Source organism: Kushneria sp. Sum13 (genome assembly GCF_052692355.1).
In genome coordinates this window covers 579,573-596,460 of the sequence record NZ_CP199847.1, presented here as the reverse complement: position 1 = coordinate 596,460, position 16,888 = coordinate 579,573, and the positions used below count along the sequence as shown (strand labels likewise).

General features: G+C 59.9%; 17 protein-coding genes. 6 read left to right on the top strand and 11 right to left on the bottom strand.

What is annotated here, in order from left to right; translation table 11 throughout:
• Nucleotides 1–15 precede the first annotated feature (15 nt).
• The 9 genes from thrC to ffh all read right to left on the bottom strand — a co-directional run bounded on the left by thrC (nt 16) and on the right by ffh (nt 8,437).
• Nucleotides 16–1,413 (bottom strand): threonine synthase, encoded by a 1,398-nt coding sequence (thrC, locus tag ACUN8C_RS02880; RefSeq protein WP_445620812.1) that lies wholly within the window; start codon nt 1,411–1,413, stop codon nt 16–18.
• 17 nt (nt 1,414–1,430) lie between these two features.
• Nucleotides 1,431–2,747 (bottom strand): homoserine dehydrogenase, encoded by a 1,317-nt coding sequence (locus ACUN8C_RS02875; protein ID WP_445620811.1) that lies wholly within the window; start codon nt 2,745–2,747, stop codon nt 1,431–1,433.
• 116 nt (nt 2,748–2,863) lie between these two features.
• Entirely contained in the window at nt 2,864–3,616 is a 753-nt protein-coding gene (locus ACUN8C_RS02870; protein ID WP_445620810.1) for a DsbC family protein, read from the bottom strand.
• Nucleotides 3,617–3,623: 7 nt separating this feature from the next.
• Nucleotides 3,624–4,511, bottom strand: a complete 888-nt coding sequence (gene xerD / locus ACUN8C_RS02865) for a site-specific tyrosine recombinase XerD (RefSeq protein WP_445620809.1) — start codon at nt 4,509–4,511, stop codon at nt 3,624–3,626.
• 177 nt (nt 4,512–4,688) lie between these two features.
• Nucleotides 4,689–5,054 carry a 50S ribosomal protein L19 gene (gene rplS, locus ACUN8C_RS02860; RefSeq protein ID WP_445620808.1) on the bottom strand — a complete coding sequence of 122 codons (366 nt, stop codon included), beginning with the start codon at nt 5,052–5,054 and terminating at the stop codon, nt 4,689–4,691.
• A 119-nt stretch (nt 5,055–5,173) separates the two neighbouring features.
• Complete coding sequence (gene trmD, locus ACUN8C_RS02855) at nt 5,174–5,962, bottom strand: tRNA (guanosine(37)-N1)-methyltransferase TrmD (protein ID WP_445620807.1); 789 nt, start codon at nt 5,960–5,962, stop codon at nt 5,174–5,176.
• A 32-nt stretch (nt 5,963–5,994) separates the two neighbouring features.
• Nucleotides 5,995–6,510, bottom strand: coding sequence for a ribosome maturation factor RimM (gene rimM, locus ACUN8C_RS02850; protein ID WP_445620806.1), 516 nt, complete (start codon nt 6,508–6,510; stop codon nt 5,995–5,997).
• 17 nt (nt 6,511–6,527) lie between these two features.
• Nucleotides 6,528–6,788 carry a 30S ribosomal protein S16 gene (rpsP, locus tag ACUN8C_RS02845; RefSeq protein ID WP_108842940.1) on the bottom strand — a complete coding sequence of 87 codons (261 nt, stop codon included), beginning with the start codon at nt 6,786–6,788 and terminating at the stop codon, nt 6,528–6,530.
• A gap of 218 nt (nt 6,789–7,006) precedes the next feature.
• Entirely contained in the window at nt 7,007–8,437 is a 1,431-nt protein-coding gene (gene ffh / locus ACUN8C_RS02840; RefSeq protein WP_445620805.1) for a signal recognition particle protein, read from the bottom strand.
• Between the two features lie 262 nt (nt 8,438–8,699).
• Between ffh and ACUN8C_RS02835 the strand changes: the two genes are divergently transcribed.
• From ACUN8C_RS02835 to ACUN8C_RS02815, 5 genes are all read left to right on the top strand, one after another.
• Nucleotides 8,700–9,494: a cytochrome C assembly family protein gene (locus ACUN8C_RS02835; protein WP_445620804.1), complete on the top strand. Its 795-nt coding sequence runs from the start codon at nt 8,700–8,702 to the stop codon at nt 9,492–9,494.
• Between the two features lie 99 nt (nt 9,495–9,593).
• Nucleotides 9,594–10,889 carry an HlyC/CorC family transporter gene (locus tag ACUN8C_RS02830; RefSeq protein ID WP_445620803.1) on the top strand — a complete coding sequence of 432 codons (1,296 nt, stop codon included), beginning with the start codon at nt 9,594–9,596 and terminating at the stop codon, nt 10,887–10,889.
• A 253-nt stretch (nt 10,890–11,142) separates the two neighbouring features.
• The gene (locus tag ACUN8C_RS02825) at nt 11,143–11,373 is read left to right on the top strand and encodes a PepSY domain-containing protein (protein WP_445620802.1); all 231 of its coding nucleotides are present in this window, start codon (nt 11,143–11,145) and stop codon (nt 11,371–11,373) included.
• A 10-nt stretch (nt 11,374–11,383) separates the two neighbouring features.
• Nucleotides 11,384–12,064: a response regulator transcription factor gene (locus ACUN8C_RS02820; protein ID WP_108842935.1), complete on the top strand. Its 681-nt coding sequence runs from the start codon at nt 11,384–11,386 to the stop codon at nt 12,062–12,064.
• Nucleotides 12,064–13,380, top strand: coding sequence for a sensor histidine kinase (locus tag ACUN8C_RS02815; RefSeq protein WP_445620801.1), 1,317 nt, complete (start codon nt 12,064–12,066; stop codon nt 13,378–13,380). The genes ACUN8C_RS02820 and ACUN8C_RS02815 overlap by 1 nt, the downstream gene beginning before the upstream one ends.
• A 23-nt stretch (nt 13,381–13,403) precedes the next feature.
• Here ACUN8C_RS02815 and ACUN8C_RS02810 read toward each other — a convergent pair whose 3' ends face one another.
• Nucleotides 13,404–15,335, bottom strand: a complete 1,932-nt coding sequence (locus ACUN8C_RS02810) for an MFS transporter (protein ID WP_445620800.1) — start codon at nt 15,333–15,335, stop codon at nt 13,404–13,406.
• Nucleotides 15,336–15,352: 17 nt separating this feature from the next.
• Nucleotides 15,353–15,967, bottom strand: a complete 615-nt coding sequence (locus ACUN8C_RS02805; RefSeq protein WP_445620799.1) for a TetR/AcrR family transcriptional regulator — start codon at nt 15,965–15,967, stop codon at nt 15,353–15,355.
• Nucleotides 15,968–16,172: 205 nt separating this feature from the next.
• Here ACUN8C_RS02805 and ACUN8C_RS02800 point away from each other — a divergent pair, with 205 nt between their 5' ends.
• Nucleotides 16,173–16,871 (top strand): SOS response-associated peptidase, encoded by a 699-nt coding sequence (locus ACUN8C_RS02800; protein WP_445620798.1) that lies wholly within the window; start codon nt 16,173–16,175, stop codon nt 16,869–16,871.
• Nucleotides 16,872–16,888 lie beyond the last annotated feature (17 nt).

The following is a 16,888-nucleotide window of genomic DNA, read 5'->3' as shown; positions in this document are numbered from 1 at the left end:
ACGCTCACAGCCTGATCAGCTACTGGCGACCCGATGCTCGGCGACAAAACGCTGAACGTCCCGGGCATTGGCCGGCAACACATCGTAGTGCTCTTCACGGTCCATCAGATCACTCATGGATTCCGGAAGCGCTGCGCCCTCAAACCCTGCCCTGACCACGGCATCCTCGAACTTGGCCGGGTGGGCCGTGGCCAGCGTGATCATGGGGGTCGTGTCATCGCTGCGCGCCACTTCAGCTGCGCGATAGCCGGTCGCGGTGTGCGGGTCGAGCAGCTCACCGGTACGCTCAAAGGCCTCGCGAATCACCTCAAGGATGGTGTCATCATCCACGCGGTGGCTGCCGAATTTCTCGCGCAGTGTTGCCAGCGGTGCATCGGCCAGCGCCGTGGGCTCCTGCTGGAAGCACTCCAGCAGTGCGCGAACCCGGTCGCCATCGCGGTCATAGGCATCAAAAAGCAGACGCTCGAAATTCGATGACACCACGATGTCCATCGAGGGCGCGAGCGTGGCGGCCAGCTCGCGTTTGGAGAAGTCGTTGTCGGTCAGCGTTCGGTGCAGGATGTCGTTGGCATTGGTCGCAATCACGAATTGCTTGACCGGCAGCCCCATGCGACTGGCCGTGTAGCCGGCAAACAGGTTGCCGAAGTTGGCCGATGGCACCGTGAAACTGACCTCGCGGTGCGGGGCGCCCAGCGCGACGGCCGAGGCAAAGTAGTAGACGATCTGCGCCATGATGCGCGCCCAGTTGATCGAGTTGACCGCGATCAGTCGGGTGCCGTCGAGAAAACCCTGGTCGGCGAAGCTGGCCTTGACGATGGCCTGGGCATCATCGAAGTTGCCTTCGATGGCGATGTTATGAACATTGTCGGCCAGCACCGTGGTCATCTGGCGACGCTGCACGGCAGAGACGCGCTGATACGGATGCAGAATAAAGATGTCGAGGTTGTCGCAGTGGCGGCAGCCTTCGATAGCGGCTGAGCCGGTATCACCGGAAGTGGCCCCCATGATGACGCCTTTCTCGCCGCGCTTTTTGAGAAAGTGATCGAGCAGGCGACCCAGCAGCTGCAACGCGACGTCCTTGAACGCCAGCGTCGGCCCGTGAAAGAGCTCCATCAACCAGTGGTTGTGCGAGAGCTGTCTGAGCGGCACCACGGCGTCATGCTTGAAGGTCGCGTAGCTGTCCTCGATGAGACCGCGCAGGGTGTCATCGTCGATCTCGCCGCCGACAAAGGGCTTCATGACCCGAAAGGCGATTTCGGTATAGGGCTGCCCGGCCATGGCCGCGATCTCTTCACGAGAAAACTGCGGCAGTGTCTCCGGCACATAAAGGCCACCGTCAGGTGCCAGTCCGGTCAGCACCGCTTCTTCAAAATTCAGCGCGGGAGCGTTTCCGCGCGTACTGATGTAACGCATGGTCTGTGCGCCCCTGATCAGACGTTTTCGTCAAGGTGTTCGATGCGAATGCGGGTGAGCGGCCCGGCGATATCGGCCAGCGCTTCAAGCTGTCGGATCGCTTCGTTCATGTTGGATTCACGGGTGCGATGGGTCGTGATGATGATCGGCACCAGCTCGCCTTCGGTGGCTTCCTTCTGGATCAGCGCCTCGATGCTCACGCCCTGTTCAGCCAGAATGGTCGCCACACGTGCCAGCACGCCCGGACGATCCACCGCCAGCAGACGCAGGTAATAGGCCGTGACGATGTTCTCCATCGGCAGGATCGGCAGACTCTCATCGCCTTCCACGATGCCGCTGAAGGCCAGATAGGGCGTGCGATAGTCATGATGCGTAGCCATGTCGCGCGCCACATCCAGCAGGTCGGCCACAACTGCCGAGGCCGTCGGCTCGGCGCCGGCACCCGCCCCGTAGTAAAGCGTCGGCCCCACGGCGTCACCCATGACTTCGATGGCATTCTTGACGCCGTGCACGTTGGCCAGCAGTTGCTCTTTGGGAACAAGCGCCGGGTGCACCCGCAGCTCGATGCCGTCATCGGTGCGCTTTGAGATGCCCAGGTGCTTGATGATGTAGCCCAGCGCATCGGCCTGCTTCACGTCATCAAAGGTGATGCGCGAAATCCCTTCGGTATAGGCACGCTCGAACTGCAGCGGCACACCGTAGGCAATCGACGCCAGAATGGTTAGCTTGTGGGCCGCATCAATGCCTTCGACATCAAAGGTCGGATCGGCTTCGGCATACCCCAGTGCCTGCGCTTCGGCCAGCACGTCCTCAAAGGCCCGGCCCTCGTCACGCATGTGGGTCAGAATGTAATTGCCAGTGCCGTTGATAATGCCGGCCACCCACTGAATGCGGTTGGCACCCAGTCCCTCGCGCAGCGACTTGATCACCGGAATGCCACCGGCCACGGCCGCTTCAAAGGCGACAATCACGCCCTGCTCGGCTGCCGCGCGAAAGATCTCGTTGCCGTGCACGGCGATCAGGGCCTTGTTGGCGGTGACGACATGCTTGCCATGGCGAATGGCTTCCAGCACCAGCTCGCGGGCCACGTCGTAACCACCGATCAGTTCGACCACGACATCGATATCAGGATTTCGGGCCACCTCAAAGACATCACGGGTGACGTTGACCCCGGTCAGATCCACCTGCGGATTATCGCGCCGCGCGCCGATTTGCTCTACCACAATGGCGCGCCCGGCGCGGCGTTCAATATCCAGCGCATTGCGCACCAGTACATTGAATGTGCCGCTGCCCACGGTCCCCAGTCCGCAAATGCCTACCTTTACCGGTTCCACCGTCTTGCCCCCTGGTCTACTGATCTCAACGCTGCATGACTGTTGTCCCGGCGCTGTCAGACACCGGGAGGAGAAGCAGTGTAACGCCCTGCACGGCTTGCATGAATGCCTTGCGATTAATTCTCCAGGCCCAGCATGCCGACCAGCCGATCCACCGGCACATAACCCGGGATCATGCGTCCATCGGGCAGGATCAGCGCCGGCGTTCCCTGGATGGCCATCTGCTTGCCCAGCGCAAACTGCGACTCGATGGGCGTGTCACAGCTGGCCGTACCCTTGAGCTTTTTGCCCTTCATGGCTGCGGTCAGCGCCTCGCTGCGATTGTCATTGCACCAGACCTGACCGAGCTCACGCGCGCCCTCACCGTTCATGCCGGCACGCGGGAAGGCCAGATAACGAACCTCGACACCCCGCTTGTTAAGCTCGGGCACCTCTTCATGAAACTTGCGGCAGTAAGGGCAGGTGGTATCGGTAAAGACATTGATGACGGTTTTGACCTCACCGGCGGGGCGAAAGATGACCATATCTTCATCGGGTATCTGCTTGAGCAGTGCCACGCGATGCTGCTGCTGTTTCTGCTCGGTCAGATTGACCATTTGCCCACTGTCATTGCGGTAAAGATCGCCCACCAGCAGATATTTCCCTTCCCGATCACTGTAGAGGGTCTGGCCGCCTTCCAGCTGGACTTCATAAAGGCCCGGCAGGGGCGAGGCTTCTACGGCGCGCACCGGCATCGACTGGCCATTAACGACCAGATGATCGGCCAGATCCTTTGGCACATCGGCCTGGGCGCTCTGGGCCACTACGGCGCCGGCCAGCATTACACCGGTCAAAAGCGAGCGAAAGGAGAAAGCAGGCAACATGGACATGGGTAATTCAGCCCCTTGGGTGATGTTTGGCGTGAATGGCTTCAAGACGCGCCTGAGCCACTCGAGTGTAAATCTGTGTGGTAGAGAGGTCACGATGCCCGAGAAGTTCCTGCAGTACACGCAGATTGGCACCGTGATTGAGCAGGTGGGTGGCAAAGGCGTGGCGCAGGGTATGCGGTGACAGCGACGCATCGATGCCCGCTCTGATGGCATGGTGCTTGATGCGATACCAGAAGGTCTGTCGCATCATGAAGCCGTCACTGCGACCGGGAAACAGCGGCGCCCGGGTAATATCGGCCATCAGCTCGCCGCGCCCTTCGCGCAGGTAGCGCTCCAGCCACTCGATGGCAGGCTCGCCCATTGGCACCAGCCGTTCAGCGTCGCCCTTGCCCAGCACCCGCACCACGCCCTGACGCAGATTGATGCTGTCCACCCGTAACCCGACCAGCTCGGAGACACGCAGCCCACAGCTGTAAAGCACCTCCAGCATGGCCCGGTCACGCAGCCCCAGGGCCGTGGTCACATCCGGGGCGCCGAGCAGGCGCTCGACCTCTTCTTCCTCAAGTGTGCCAGGCAGTCCTGCACTGGCTCGAGGCGCCACGATATCCGCCAGCGGGTCGCTGTGGATCTGGCCGGTGACCAGTGCCCAGCGATAAAATCGGCGCAGACTGGAGGTCAATCGGGCATCGGAGCGCGCCTGATAGCCATCACGGCGTCGCTCATCAATAAGATTTTGATAGGTCTGACTATCCGGCGCCAAAAGGCTCATGTCGTGACGTGACAGATAACGCTGCCAGTGCATCAGATCACGGCGGTAGGCATCCAGCGTGTGCATGCTGGCACCGCGTTCAAGCCATAGCGCATCAAGAAAGGCATCAATCAGCTGGCTGGACATGACAGTTTCTCATGAAAACACGACCGTGATTCGGGCAGGCCTGTACGGCGCGCCCGTTCCGATGTTGCACCGACCGGTTCCAGAAACCGGTTCCAGACAGACAAAGACCCCGCCCATGATGCATGGTGCGGGGTCTTTGGGAAACTGCCCGATAAACTCGGGCAGTCACGGAAAGGCTCAGGACTTCTTGGCGAGCTTTTCCTTGATACGTGCAGACTTGCCGCTGAGCTCGCGCAGGTAGTAAAGCTTGGCCTGACGAACGTCACCACGACGACGCACTTCAATGCTGTCGACCTGACGGCTGTAGGTCTGGAAAGTACGCTCAACGCCTACACCGTGGGAGATCTTGCGCACGGTGAAAGCGGAGTTCAGGCCGCGATTACGCTTGCCGATAACCACACCCTCAAACGCCTGCAGACGCTCACGGGTACCTTCCACGACCTTGACCTGTACCACGACAGTGTCGCCGGGGCCGAAATTCGGGATTTCCCTGTCCAGCTGCTCGTTTTCAAGCGCCTGGATAATCAGGTTTTTGCTGCTCATGACATTTCTCCAATGTGACTGGACCCGGTAGCAGTGTCTGCAACACCGGCGTCCTTGATCCCGGCGACATGCGCGGGGTCGATTCGTGGGTGACACGGCATTATTCGAGCGATGGCTCTTCAATCCCGCACCGCCGCATCGGCATCCACCGATGCGTGTTCGTCGATGAACTCGTCCAGCAGCTGATGCTGTTCACGGTCGAGTGTCATCTCCTGCAGCAGTTCCGGTCGACGCTGCCAGGTTCTTCCCAGCGACTGCTTGAGCCGCCACCGGCGAATTTCGCCATGATGACCACCCAGCAGTACCTCCGGTACCCGTCGTCCATCCACTTCTTCCGGACGCGTGTAATGCGGACAGTCCAGCAGGCCGGCGCTGAAGGAATCTTCTTCAGCAGAGGCCTGATGACCCAGCACTCCCGGCACCAGCCGCGCCATGGCATCACACAGCACCATGGCAGGCAGTTCGCCACCGCTGAGCACATAGTCACCGATGGACCACTCTTCATCGATATCAAGATCAATGACGCGCTCATCGATGCCTTCGTACCGCCCGGCGACCAGCACCAGCCTGCTGCTTGAGGCCAGCTGCCTCACGCCTTCCTGATCCAGCCTTCTCCCCTGCGGGGAAAGATAGATCACGCGTACCGGCTCATCGTCACTGCCGGCCTGCTGCTCACCGTGACGTCTGGCCTCGGCAATGGCACTACGCAGCGTATCGACTTTCATCAGCATGCCGGGGCCGCCCCCATAGGGACGATCATCCACGCTGCGATGGCGATCCAAGGCGTAGTCACGCGGATTCCAGCAGTCGATGCGCATCAGACCACGCTCAACGGCGCGCCCGGTAACACCATAGCGTGTTACGGCATCAAACATTTCCGGAAACAGCGATACCACTCCAATCCACACGGCCCATTACTCGCCTGAAGGGAAAACAATCATCAAAAATCGGGATCCCAGTTGACGGTCATGAGACCGCCCTCGAGATCAATCCGTGTGACGACGTCATCCGGCAAAAATGGGATCAGGCGCTCGCGGTCTTCACCCCGAACCACCAGAACGTCGTTGGCACCGGTTTCGAAAAGATATTCGACCCGCCCCAGTGCCACACCGTCGACCGTATGTACGTTGAGTCCTTCCAGCTGATACCAGTAGTACTCATCGTCTGCCAGTGCCGGCAGCTCATCGGCCTTGAGCCAGATGGTAGCCCCCGCGACACGCTCGGCAGCTTCTCGTGAATCAACACCATCAAGGCGAACCACCAGTCCCTTGCCGTGACGTTGACCGTTGAGCAGGGTCATGGGCGTTCGCTGCCCATTATGCTCAATCAGCCAGGTCTCGTAGGCGAGGATACCCTCCATGGGGCTGGTCCACGAATACACGCGAAGCCACCCTTTAACGCCATAGGGGCTGGTCAGCTTGCCCATGACGACGTACTGCTCAGGCGACTGCGTCATACCGATTCCAGAATGTATCAGGCGGAAGCGGTTTGCTGCTTGCGCGCAAAACGCACCAGCTCGGCAACGCGATCAGAGAGCTGAGCGCCCTGGGACTGCCAGTGCTCGATGCGCTCGAGATCGATACGCAGACGTTCCTGCTGACCACGGGCGATCGGATTGAAAAAGCCCACCTGCTCCAGATAGCGGCCGTCACGCTTGACGCGCGAATCAGTCACATGCAGGTGATAAAAGGGACGCTTCTTGGCGCCACCACGTGCCAGACGAATGGTAACCATTTAAAGTCCTTCAGTTGGAATAACGTCGTACCAACAGCACGACGAGGCCATAAACATGTTGCGCGCAACATCCTGATCACTTGCACCTCCGGAAAATTCATTCCGGAAAACGCCGTGCGCAGGCGCGCCGCTTCTCGAAGACGCGGTATTCTACGGGAAATTTCAAGGCTTGGGAACTGCATAAATGCAGTTCCCAGGCAAGCGAAATCGGGCATTCCTCAGCGACGCGGGAAACCGCCCGAGCCCCCCATGCCGCCGGGGCCACCCATTCCTCCCATACCGCCGCCGGGGCCGCCCATGCCGCCACCGCCCATCATGGAGCTCATGCTGCGCATCATTTTCTGCATGCCGCCCTTCTTGCCCATCTTTTTCATCATCTTCTGCATCTGCTTGTGCTGCTTGAGCAGACGATTGAGGTCCGGCACGGTCGTGCCGGAACCTGCGCAGATGCGACGCTTGCGGGACCCATTGATAAGATCCGGCTTGCGGCGCTCTTTCGGCGTCATGGAGTTGATCATTGACTCGAGCTTGCCAAACTCCTTCTCGCTGGCCTGCCCCTGCGCCATCTCGGCCATCTGTCCCATGCCGGGCAGCTTTTCGAGCAGACTGCCCATACCGCCCATGTTCTTGAGCTGCTGGAGCTGGTCGCGGAAGTCCTCAAGATCGAAGCTTTCGCCCTTCTTGATCTTTTTGGAGAGCTGGTCGGCCTTGTCGCGATCGACCTTGCGCTCGGCTTCCTCGATCAGACTAAGCACATCGCCCATGCCGAGGATGCGCGACGCCACACGGTCCGGATAGAAGGGCTCGAGGGCGTCGGTCTTTTCCCCCATGCCCATGAACTTGATGGGCTTGCCGGTAATATGACGCACTGAAAGCGCAGCGCCCCCGCGGGAGTCACCGTCGGCCTTGGTCAGGATCACACCGGTCAACGGCAGCGCTTCATGGAAGGCGCGGGCCGTATTGGCGGCGTCCTGACCCGTCATGGCATCCACCACGAACAGCGTTTCCTGCGGCGAAATGGCGCGATGCAAATCGCGAATCTCGCCCATCATGGTCTCGTCGATATGCAGGCGTCCGGCGGTATCGACCAGCACCACATCAAAGAACTGGATGCGGGCATGACGAATCGCCGCTTCAGCGATCGCGACCGGCTGCTGTTCGCTGGTCGAGGGGAAGAACTCGACACCTACTTCATGGGCCAGCGTTTCAAGCTGGTCGATGGCGGCCGGACGATAGACGTCCGCTGACACCACCAGCACCTTCTTCTTTTCACGCTCGCGCAAAAAGCGGGCCAGCTTGGCAACAGACGTGGTCTTGCCCGCCCCCTGCAGACCGGCCATCAGGATGATGGAGGGGGTCTGCTTGAGCTCGAGCGGCACATTGCCCTCGCCCATGGTGGCTTCCAGCTCCTGCTGGACGATCTTGACGAACTGCTGGCCGGGCGACAGGCTTTTGGAGACTTCCTGACCCACGGCGCGCACACGGACACGCTCGACAAAGTCCTTGACCACAGCCAGCGAAACGTCGGCTTCCAGCAGCGCGCGACGGACTTCGCGCAAAGTATCCTTGATGTTCTCCTCGGTCAGCCGTGCCTGTCCGGTCACGGATCTGAGCGTATGGGAGAGACGATCTGTCAGGTTATCAAACATGAGCTTCTCCGATGGTGCAGCGGCGGCGGCAGAAACGTGAGAGGCGCCCATGCCGAGACCGGAAAATGTTGGCACGCATTATAACGGTTCAGGGGACTGCCATGCACCAGCCTGACAAGGATTCGTGCTGAAGGCGGGTACGATACCCCGGTGATGCCCGGTTTCGATCGAGGTTGGCTCCCGGTATAGTAGTCGAACCCCGTGATTTGCATCACGACGCGCACGCCGGGTTCGCGATTTCCATACGGATTGTCACATAACGATGCTCACGCTTTTTTCTGCCCTTGTGGCAGTCGTGTTTTATTGCACCGCCGCCTGTCGCCAGATGCTGTCCCTGACTCGGCGCCTGCCCCTACGCCAGGGGCTTGTCAATGCCGCCAGCGCGCTGGCCGTGATCGGTCACGGCATTGTGGTCTATACCACCCTGCGCGCGCATGACGGTCTGCATCTGGGGATCTCCGAGACGGTCTCGCTGGTCTTTTTCCTGATTGCCACCCTGCTGTTGCTGGCCAGCATCAAAAAGCCGCTGATGCCGGCCGCAGTGGGCCTTTATCCGCTTGCGGCCCTGAGCGTGATCGGCGCCATCGGCTTTCCACAATCCAGTATCGAATATGGCTTTACGCCAGGAATGCTGACGCATATCGCCACCTCGGTGCTGGCCTATGCGCTGTTGATCATGGCCGCCGGCCAGGCCGTGCTGCTGGGCGTGCAGACCCATGCGCTCAAGCACAATCACCTTCGAGGCATCATTCAGGTCCTGCCGCCGCTGACGACCATGGAGCGGCTGATGTTCGAGCTGATCATCTATGGCATGGTGTGCCTGACCGCCTCGATCATCAGCGGCTTTTTGTTCATCAACGATCTTTTTGCCCAGCATCTGGTGCACAAGACCGTGTTGTCCCTGCTGGCCTGGGTGCTTTTTTCAATCCTTTTGTGGGGACGCTATCAGCGCGGCTGGCGCGGCCTGTGGGCCATTCGCTGGACGCTGGGCGCCGTCATCGTGTTGATACTGGCCTATTTCGGCACCAGGCTGATCGTACAGTTGCTTCATGGGTAGAACAGCCTTCATTCAGGCAGCCCCTGCCAATGCCGCCTTGACACCCATGCCACAAATTCCTAAAAACGACCGACAACCGATTCCGAGGATCCACCGACCTTGAGCGATGACACTCCCCTGGGGCTGATGTTTGCCCTGCTCGTGCTGCTCATTATCCTGTCTGCTTTTTTCTCGAGCTCGGAAACCGGCATGATGTCCATCAACCGCTACCGGTTGAAGCATCAGGCCAATACGGGACACAAGTCCGCCAAACGGGTGCTGCGCATGCTGTCGCGCCCGGACCGTCTGATCGGCGTCATCCTGATCGGCAACAATTTCGTCAATAACCTGGCCGCCTCGATCGGCACCATTATTGCGATTCACTTTTTTGGCGACGTTTCCGGCCCGGCCATTTCTACAGCAATTCTGACCCTGATCGTTTTGATCTTTGCAGAAGTCACGCCCAAGACAATGGCTGCCCTGCGGCCTGAAAAGATCGCCTTTCCCGCCTCGCTGATCCTCGAGCCCCTGCTGCGCGTTCTTTATCCGCTGGTCTGGCTGGTCAACGGCATTTCCAACGGCCTGCTGCGCCTGGCCGGCATCCGCGAGATCGATGGCAGCGCCGCTCACCTGACCCGCGACGAATTGCGCACGGTCGTGCATGAAGCCGGCACCATGATTCCACGCCGGCACCAGACCATGCTGATATCGATTCTTGATCTGGAAAATGTCACGGTCAACGACATCATGGTGCCGCGTCACGAGGTGGTAGGGCTCAACCTCGAGGATGATCTGGACGCGCTGCTTTCGGAGATTCGTACCAGTCAGCACACGCGGGTGCCGGTCTACAAGGGCGACATCAACAACATCATCGGCATCCTGCATCTGCGTAACGCAGCACGCATCATGTCCCAGCCCAACGTCAGCAAGGCCTCCATCGTGCAGGAAGCACGCGAGCCCTATTTCGTGCCGGAATCCACCCCGCTGCACACCCAGCTGCTCAACTTTCAGCAGCAAAAGCGCCGCATCGGCATCGTGGTCGATGAATATGGTGACGTGCAGGGGCTGGTGACACTCGAGGATATCCTCGAAGAGATCGTGGGCGAGTTCACCACTGACATTGCCGATACGCATCAGGAAATTCATCAGCAGGATGACGGCAGCTACATCATCGATGGCACGGCCAATATTCGTGAGATCAACAAGGTGCTGGGCTGGCAGCTGCCGACCAGCGGCCCCAAGACCCTCAACGGATTGATTCTTGAGTATCTGGAGTCCTTCCCCGATGCCCCTGCCAGTCTGGAGATCGGCCCTGTCCGTCTCGAGATCCTTGAAATCAGGGAAAACCTGATCACGTCGACGCGCTGCTGGCAGACCCAGCGACGTACGACGCGCGCCGGTGATGCTCGCCAGTAATCCTGGACCAGCACATGCTAAAGACCCGCTTTTGGGATTGAATTAAGTCTGTTTTGTTAAGTTGCGCGATATCCATGATGGTCGTTCCAGGAACGCATGATGATATCGCTCACTTTCTCGCACGATGCTTGTGCAACAGGTCAACATGATGTTCATGGATAGCATTCGACGATGTCTATCGGTTCTTTGCTGTCTGATGATGCTTCCGACGCTCACGGCAGCGGCCTGCGCCTGCCCAAGGGAAGGTCAGGATGTGTCTCAGGATGAAGTGCTGCAGATGACCGAGAATGGCCATATCGAGCCCTTCCCGGCCATTCTCGAGAAGGCGCGCGAATACCGCAGCGGCAAGCTGCTTGAAGCCAAGCTCGACTGTATCAACCAACGTTATGTTTACGAGATCGACATGCTCGATCATGATGGGCAAATCAGGGCGCTTCGATTCGATGCCGTGACCGGCAGGCACCTGGATCTGGAAGAAGATTAAAGGGGTAACCATGCGGCTGCTATTGATTGAAGACAATGTCCCGCTTGCGGACGAACTGACTGCCCTGTTTACCCAGAACGGCTACGCCGTTGACTGGTGCACGGATGGCCGTGACGCTGCGGTCATGGCCACCAGCGAACCCTTTGACATCATCATTCTTGACCTGGGGTTGCCCGGCCGTCCAGGCCTGACGCTGCTGGAACAGTGGCGTGCCGACGGGCTGGACACGCCCATTCTGATTTTAACGGCCCGCTCCAGCTGGAGTGAGCGCATTACCGGACTGCGTGCCGGGGCCGATGATTACCTGCCCAAGCCCTTTCATCCTGATGAACTGATTTTGCGCCTTCAGGCGCTGGTGCGCCGGCGTCACGGTCAGCGCCCCTCTCCAACCATCTCGGTGGCGGGGGTCGTGCTGGATGAAAACGGCCAGAGCGCATGGCGCACGTCCAACGAAACGCCGGTCAATCTGACCCGCGCCGAATTTGCGATTTTGCGCTATCTCATGCTGCATCCCGAGCACGTCATCGCCAAGGACCGCCTGCTCGATCACCTCTACGACAGTGAGCATGATCGCAATCCCAACGTGGTCGAGGTGCACATCAACCACCTGCGCCAGAAGCTGGGCCGCGGCGTGATCGTCACCCAGCGGGGCCAGGGCTATCGTTTCGGCGGTGACAGCGTCGTCGCCTGATGTCACTGACACGTCGTCTTGATCTGGGTCTTCTGGCCTCGGTGCTGGTGGTCATGCTGCTGCTGGCCCACGGCAGTGTGGTGCTCTTTGACTACGTCCTGCGTGACTACCTGACCGAACGACTGCGCGAGGACGCTGAAAGCCTGGCGACCCTGCCGGTCGACCGGGACCACCAGGTTCAGATTGATCCGCTACGTCTTCGCGCCTCCTTCAATCAGGTGTATTCGGGTCAGTACTTTGTCATCGATATTGATGACACCATTCATCTGCGCTCCCGCTCGCTTTGGGATCACCGGCTCAAGCCGGTAGAGGGCGATACGGCCCAGATTCGGGAAGGGCCGGAGAATCAGTCTCTGCTGGCCTGGACGGGTCAATACCATCGCGGCCAGCATCACTTCACCATTACCACGGCGCTGGATTACAGCACCGTGACCCGACGTCTGGACTGGCTGCGCCTGTGCATCTGGGGTCTTGGGGGCGTCATGGCGATTTTACTGGTGTTCATTCAACGCCGCGTGATTCGCCTGGGGCTCATGCCGCTGGAAAAATTGCAGCGCGAACTGGCGCAGCTGCATGAAGGCAAGCGCATGGCGCTGGAAACCCGGGTACCGGATGAAATTGCCCCGTTTGTTGAAGAGCTCAACCATCAGCTGGAGCGCATCGAGCGCGTGCTCAATCGCTCTCGTGACGGCATTGCCAACCTGGGTCATGCCCTCAAAACACCGCTGTCCGTCATGGAAACCCAGCTGGCACGGCGTGAGCTTGAACAGTTTCCTGACCTGCGTCGGTCCTTGCAGGCCCGTCTGGATGACATCCACCGCCTGGTAGAGAAAGAGCTTCAGCGCGCCCGACTGGATACCGGCGAAGTCTCTGCCGCGGCGCGCTTTCAGCCTGACAGCGACATTCAGCCCCTGCTGGAGACGCTTCGCGAGATTCACACCAATGTCGCCTTCATTAATGAAAGCGCGCCCCTCCCGCCCCTGCCCTGGGATCGTGATGAGCTGCTGGAGATTCTGGGCAATCTGCTGGATAACGCCGGCAAGTGGGCCCATGGACTGGCCCGACTGACCATGTCCTTTCAGAAGGGGCGGTTCGTCATGCTGGTCGAGGATGACGGGCCCGGCATCCCGCCGGATCAGAGAAGCCGGGTGATGGGCCGTGGCACGCGTCTGGATGAGCAGGTGACCGGACACGGTCTGGGGTTGGGCATCGTGGAACAGATTGTCCATCACCACGGTGGGCAGATTCATCTCGGTGAGAGCAATCTGGGCGGGCTGGCCGTGACCGTTGAATTACCCGCCCCGCTGACGGCCTGAAACGCCTGGTGCCCCCTGCCTTTCTAGCGCGGTGCCTGCTCCATGGTTTCATCGTCCTGCGTCAGCGTGTCCGCCGCGCGAAAGGGCTTGTTGTTGGCATAGCCATCGATACTGGTCTTGAGCGCGCCAACGCTTGCCTGTAACGATTCGCGCGTGACGGTCCGGGAGTCAACCGGCGCCCCGAAGCTCAGGCAGACCCTGGCTCGAAAACGTCTGGGCATCCCCTTGAACGGCAGACCATCGTAGCGCGACGACCACGACCCCCAGAGTCCGGACAGCGCAGCCGGGACAACCGGCACCGGGTCACGCTTTAAAATCAGGTCAATTCCCCGGCGAAACTCGTTCATGTGACCCGTGCGGGTCAGACGTCCCTCGGGGAACAGCATGACCACCTCTCCGTTTTGCAGCGCCTTGCTGACCATATCCAGCGCCCGCCGCATGCCCTTGGGGTCACGGCGCTCGGAGGCCACCGGAATGGCGCCGGCCATGCGGAAAAACCAGCTGAGCCCGGGCGACTCGTAAATGGGCTTGTCCATCAAAAAGCGCAGCGGGCGGGGGCTGGCGCCCCCCATGACCAGGGCGTCCATGAAGCTCACATGGTTACAGACCACGATGGCGGCGCCTTCATCGGGAATATTTTCAATCCCCCGGATGCGCAGGCGATACCACATGTGCACCAGCACAAAGATACTGATGCGCATCATGGGGCGTGCCTGCAGCACGGCACAGACCAGTGCCGTGATCAGGGAAATGACCGCCAGTGATACAAAAAAGGTATGCAGGGAAACTTCGAGCACCCCGATCATCACGGCGCCAAAGGCCGCCGACAGCACCATGAACAACGCATTGAGAATATTGTTGGCAGCAATCATACGGGCCCGGTGCTCATCGCTGCTGCGCATCTGCACCAGCGTATAAAGCGGAATGATATAAAGCCCGCCGCCGATTCCGATCAGGGTCAGGTCAAGCAGCATCCACCAGAAGCGCGGCATGACCACAAGATCCGCCAGCGTATTGATGCCACCGCCCAGGGCCGGGTGCACGGCAAAATCAAGGCCCGCCAGCGCCAGCACGAAGGCTCCGATGGGCACCAGACCCACTTCCAGCCGGCCGGCCGACAGGCGGGCACAGACCAGCGACCCCAGCCCTACGCCCACGGCAAAGGCCGCCAGCAGCATGGTGACGGCCCCGGCCTGACCGTGCACGACATGGCTGGTCCAGAGCGGCAATTGCGTCAGGTAACAGGCCCCCAGAAACCAGAACATGCTGATCCCGATCAGGGCCCGAAAGATGCGCGGCGCTCGCCAGGCCGCCGACAGCACCTGCCAGGAGCCTCGAAAGGGCTGCCATTTCAACTGTCCACGGGACTGGGCCGGCGCCGGGGGGACCAGCAGCGCTGACCCCAGCCCACACAGGGAGACCACCACCAGCGTTGCGCCGATCAGCACACGAGCGTGGCTACCCCCGAGCGCCATGAGAATGCCGGCGCCGAGTGTGCCCAGCAAAATGGCCAGAAAGGTTCCCATCTCGACCCAGGCATTGGCCTGAACCAGCTCGGTGCGCTGAACATGCTGGGGGAGAATGGCGTATTTGACCGGGCCGAAAAGCGCCGACTGGGTGCCCATCATGAACAAAAGCCCCAGCAGCAGAGCGTAGGCATCCAGCCAGATGGCCAGCGCCGCACAGGTCATGGTGGCCAGTTCCAGCCACTTGAGCGCGATAATCAGCTGTCGCTTGTCGCGATAGTCGGCAAGTTGCCCGCCCCAGGCGGAAAACAGCAGATAGGGAAGAATGAACAGTGCTGCGGCCAGATTATTGATCAACCCCGCGTCCCAGCCCAGGCGAGGCACGGCCACAAAGGTCACCAGCAGCAACAACACGTTTTTGAAAACGTTATCGTTGAAGGCGCCCAGCGCCTGAGTCCAGAAAAAGGGCGCAAAAAAACGGCTGCGCATCAGGCTCAGGACATTTCTCAATGCTTGCCTCCCCCGGCACGCAACCCGGCCAGAATGGTATGCAAAAGCTGATCCAGCAGTTCGGTCACCTCAAGTGCCTGCCCCTGGCCATAGCCCAGACGCTGATTGAGTCCCAGCTGTACAAGACCATGCACGCTGCCCCAGAGGGTGCGCGCCAGACGGCTGGCTTCAAGGTCGGCAATATGCGGCTGCACTTCCTTGAGCGTGGCCTCGACCCGCAGGAAAAGCGCCTCGATCATTCGCCCCTGCCGGGTATCGAGCTCCCCCTCTTCGGCCAGCGGATAATCAAACAGCAGCTGCCAGCGATGAGGATAACTGTGGGCGAAATTCCAGTAGGCTCTGGCCAGAGCGCTCAGACGCTCATCAGGCGTGCCGGTCTGAAAGGTATCAATGTGGCCCTTGAGGCTGTCGAGCGTTTCAAGGTTGACGTACTGAAGCAGATTGTTGAAGCTGCCATAGAGCTTGAGCAGCGTACTGGGCGCACAGCCGACATCGCGAGCAATGGAGCGCAGGGACAGGGCATGTATGGGATGATCCTTGAGCCAGATGTCGCATGCCGCCATGACGCTGGCATGCAGCTCCTCTGGTGAATGCTGTCTTGGGCGCGCCATGAAAATTCCTGCCTGTTATATTTTGTGATCGAACACTGTTTTCATACAGCATATCCAGCCTGTTTTCAAAAGCAAGAGATATTACCGATGCCGAAAACACGCAGGCTGTAAACAACGCTTATACACGGACACATGATATTTCAAAGCTTTCCTTAACAAGGCGTTCATATCCTTCACCATTTTCATGTTATCAGGGGAGATTGCCATGGCAGGGCGTTTGTATATTGAAGCACTGAATACTGCCCGGCTTCTCGACGACCTCGTCATCGATAGCCCCATCGTTACCAGCCCCAATCTTGCCCCCAGACACTGGCTGTCAATGCTTCGCCTGGAACAGGGCCACATTCATCTGGGTCGTGCCTTCTGGGGCATGACGCCGTCCTGGCTCAAGGTCCTTGACCACGCACCTCACTGCGCACGCGCCGAATCACTTGACGAAAGACGCATGTTTCGCGAAGCCTTCAGCGCCCGACGCTGTCTCATCCCGGTGTCCGGCGTCTATATCTGGAAACAGCTGCCGCGGCAGAAACAGCCCTTCCTGGTCACCCGGGTCGACCGCGAACCCTTCATGCTGGCAGGCATCTGGTGTCGATACATGACCGATACCAAAACGGCCTTCGATTCCATGGCGCTGATTACCGTGGAGGTTGATGCACCGCTGACGCCACTGACCGACCGCTTCCCTGCTGTCATCAGTGCCGAACAGGCCGCTGCCTGGCTTTCTCCCGAGACGCCACTGGCACAGGCACGTGATCTGCTTACACCGGCACCGCCTGCCCTGCTCGGCGCCTTTCCGGTCGAGCGTCTGGTCAATGACCCGGCCAATCAACACTGGCACTGCGCACGCCCTACCGGACACATGCTGACGGCAACACGCGGCGCCATTCCCGCCACCGGGTACTAGCCGGTACACAGACACCT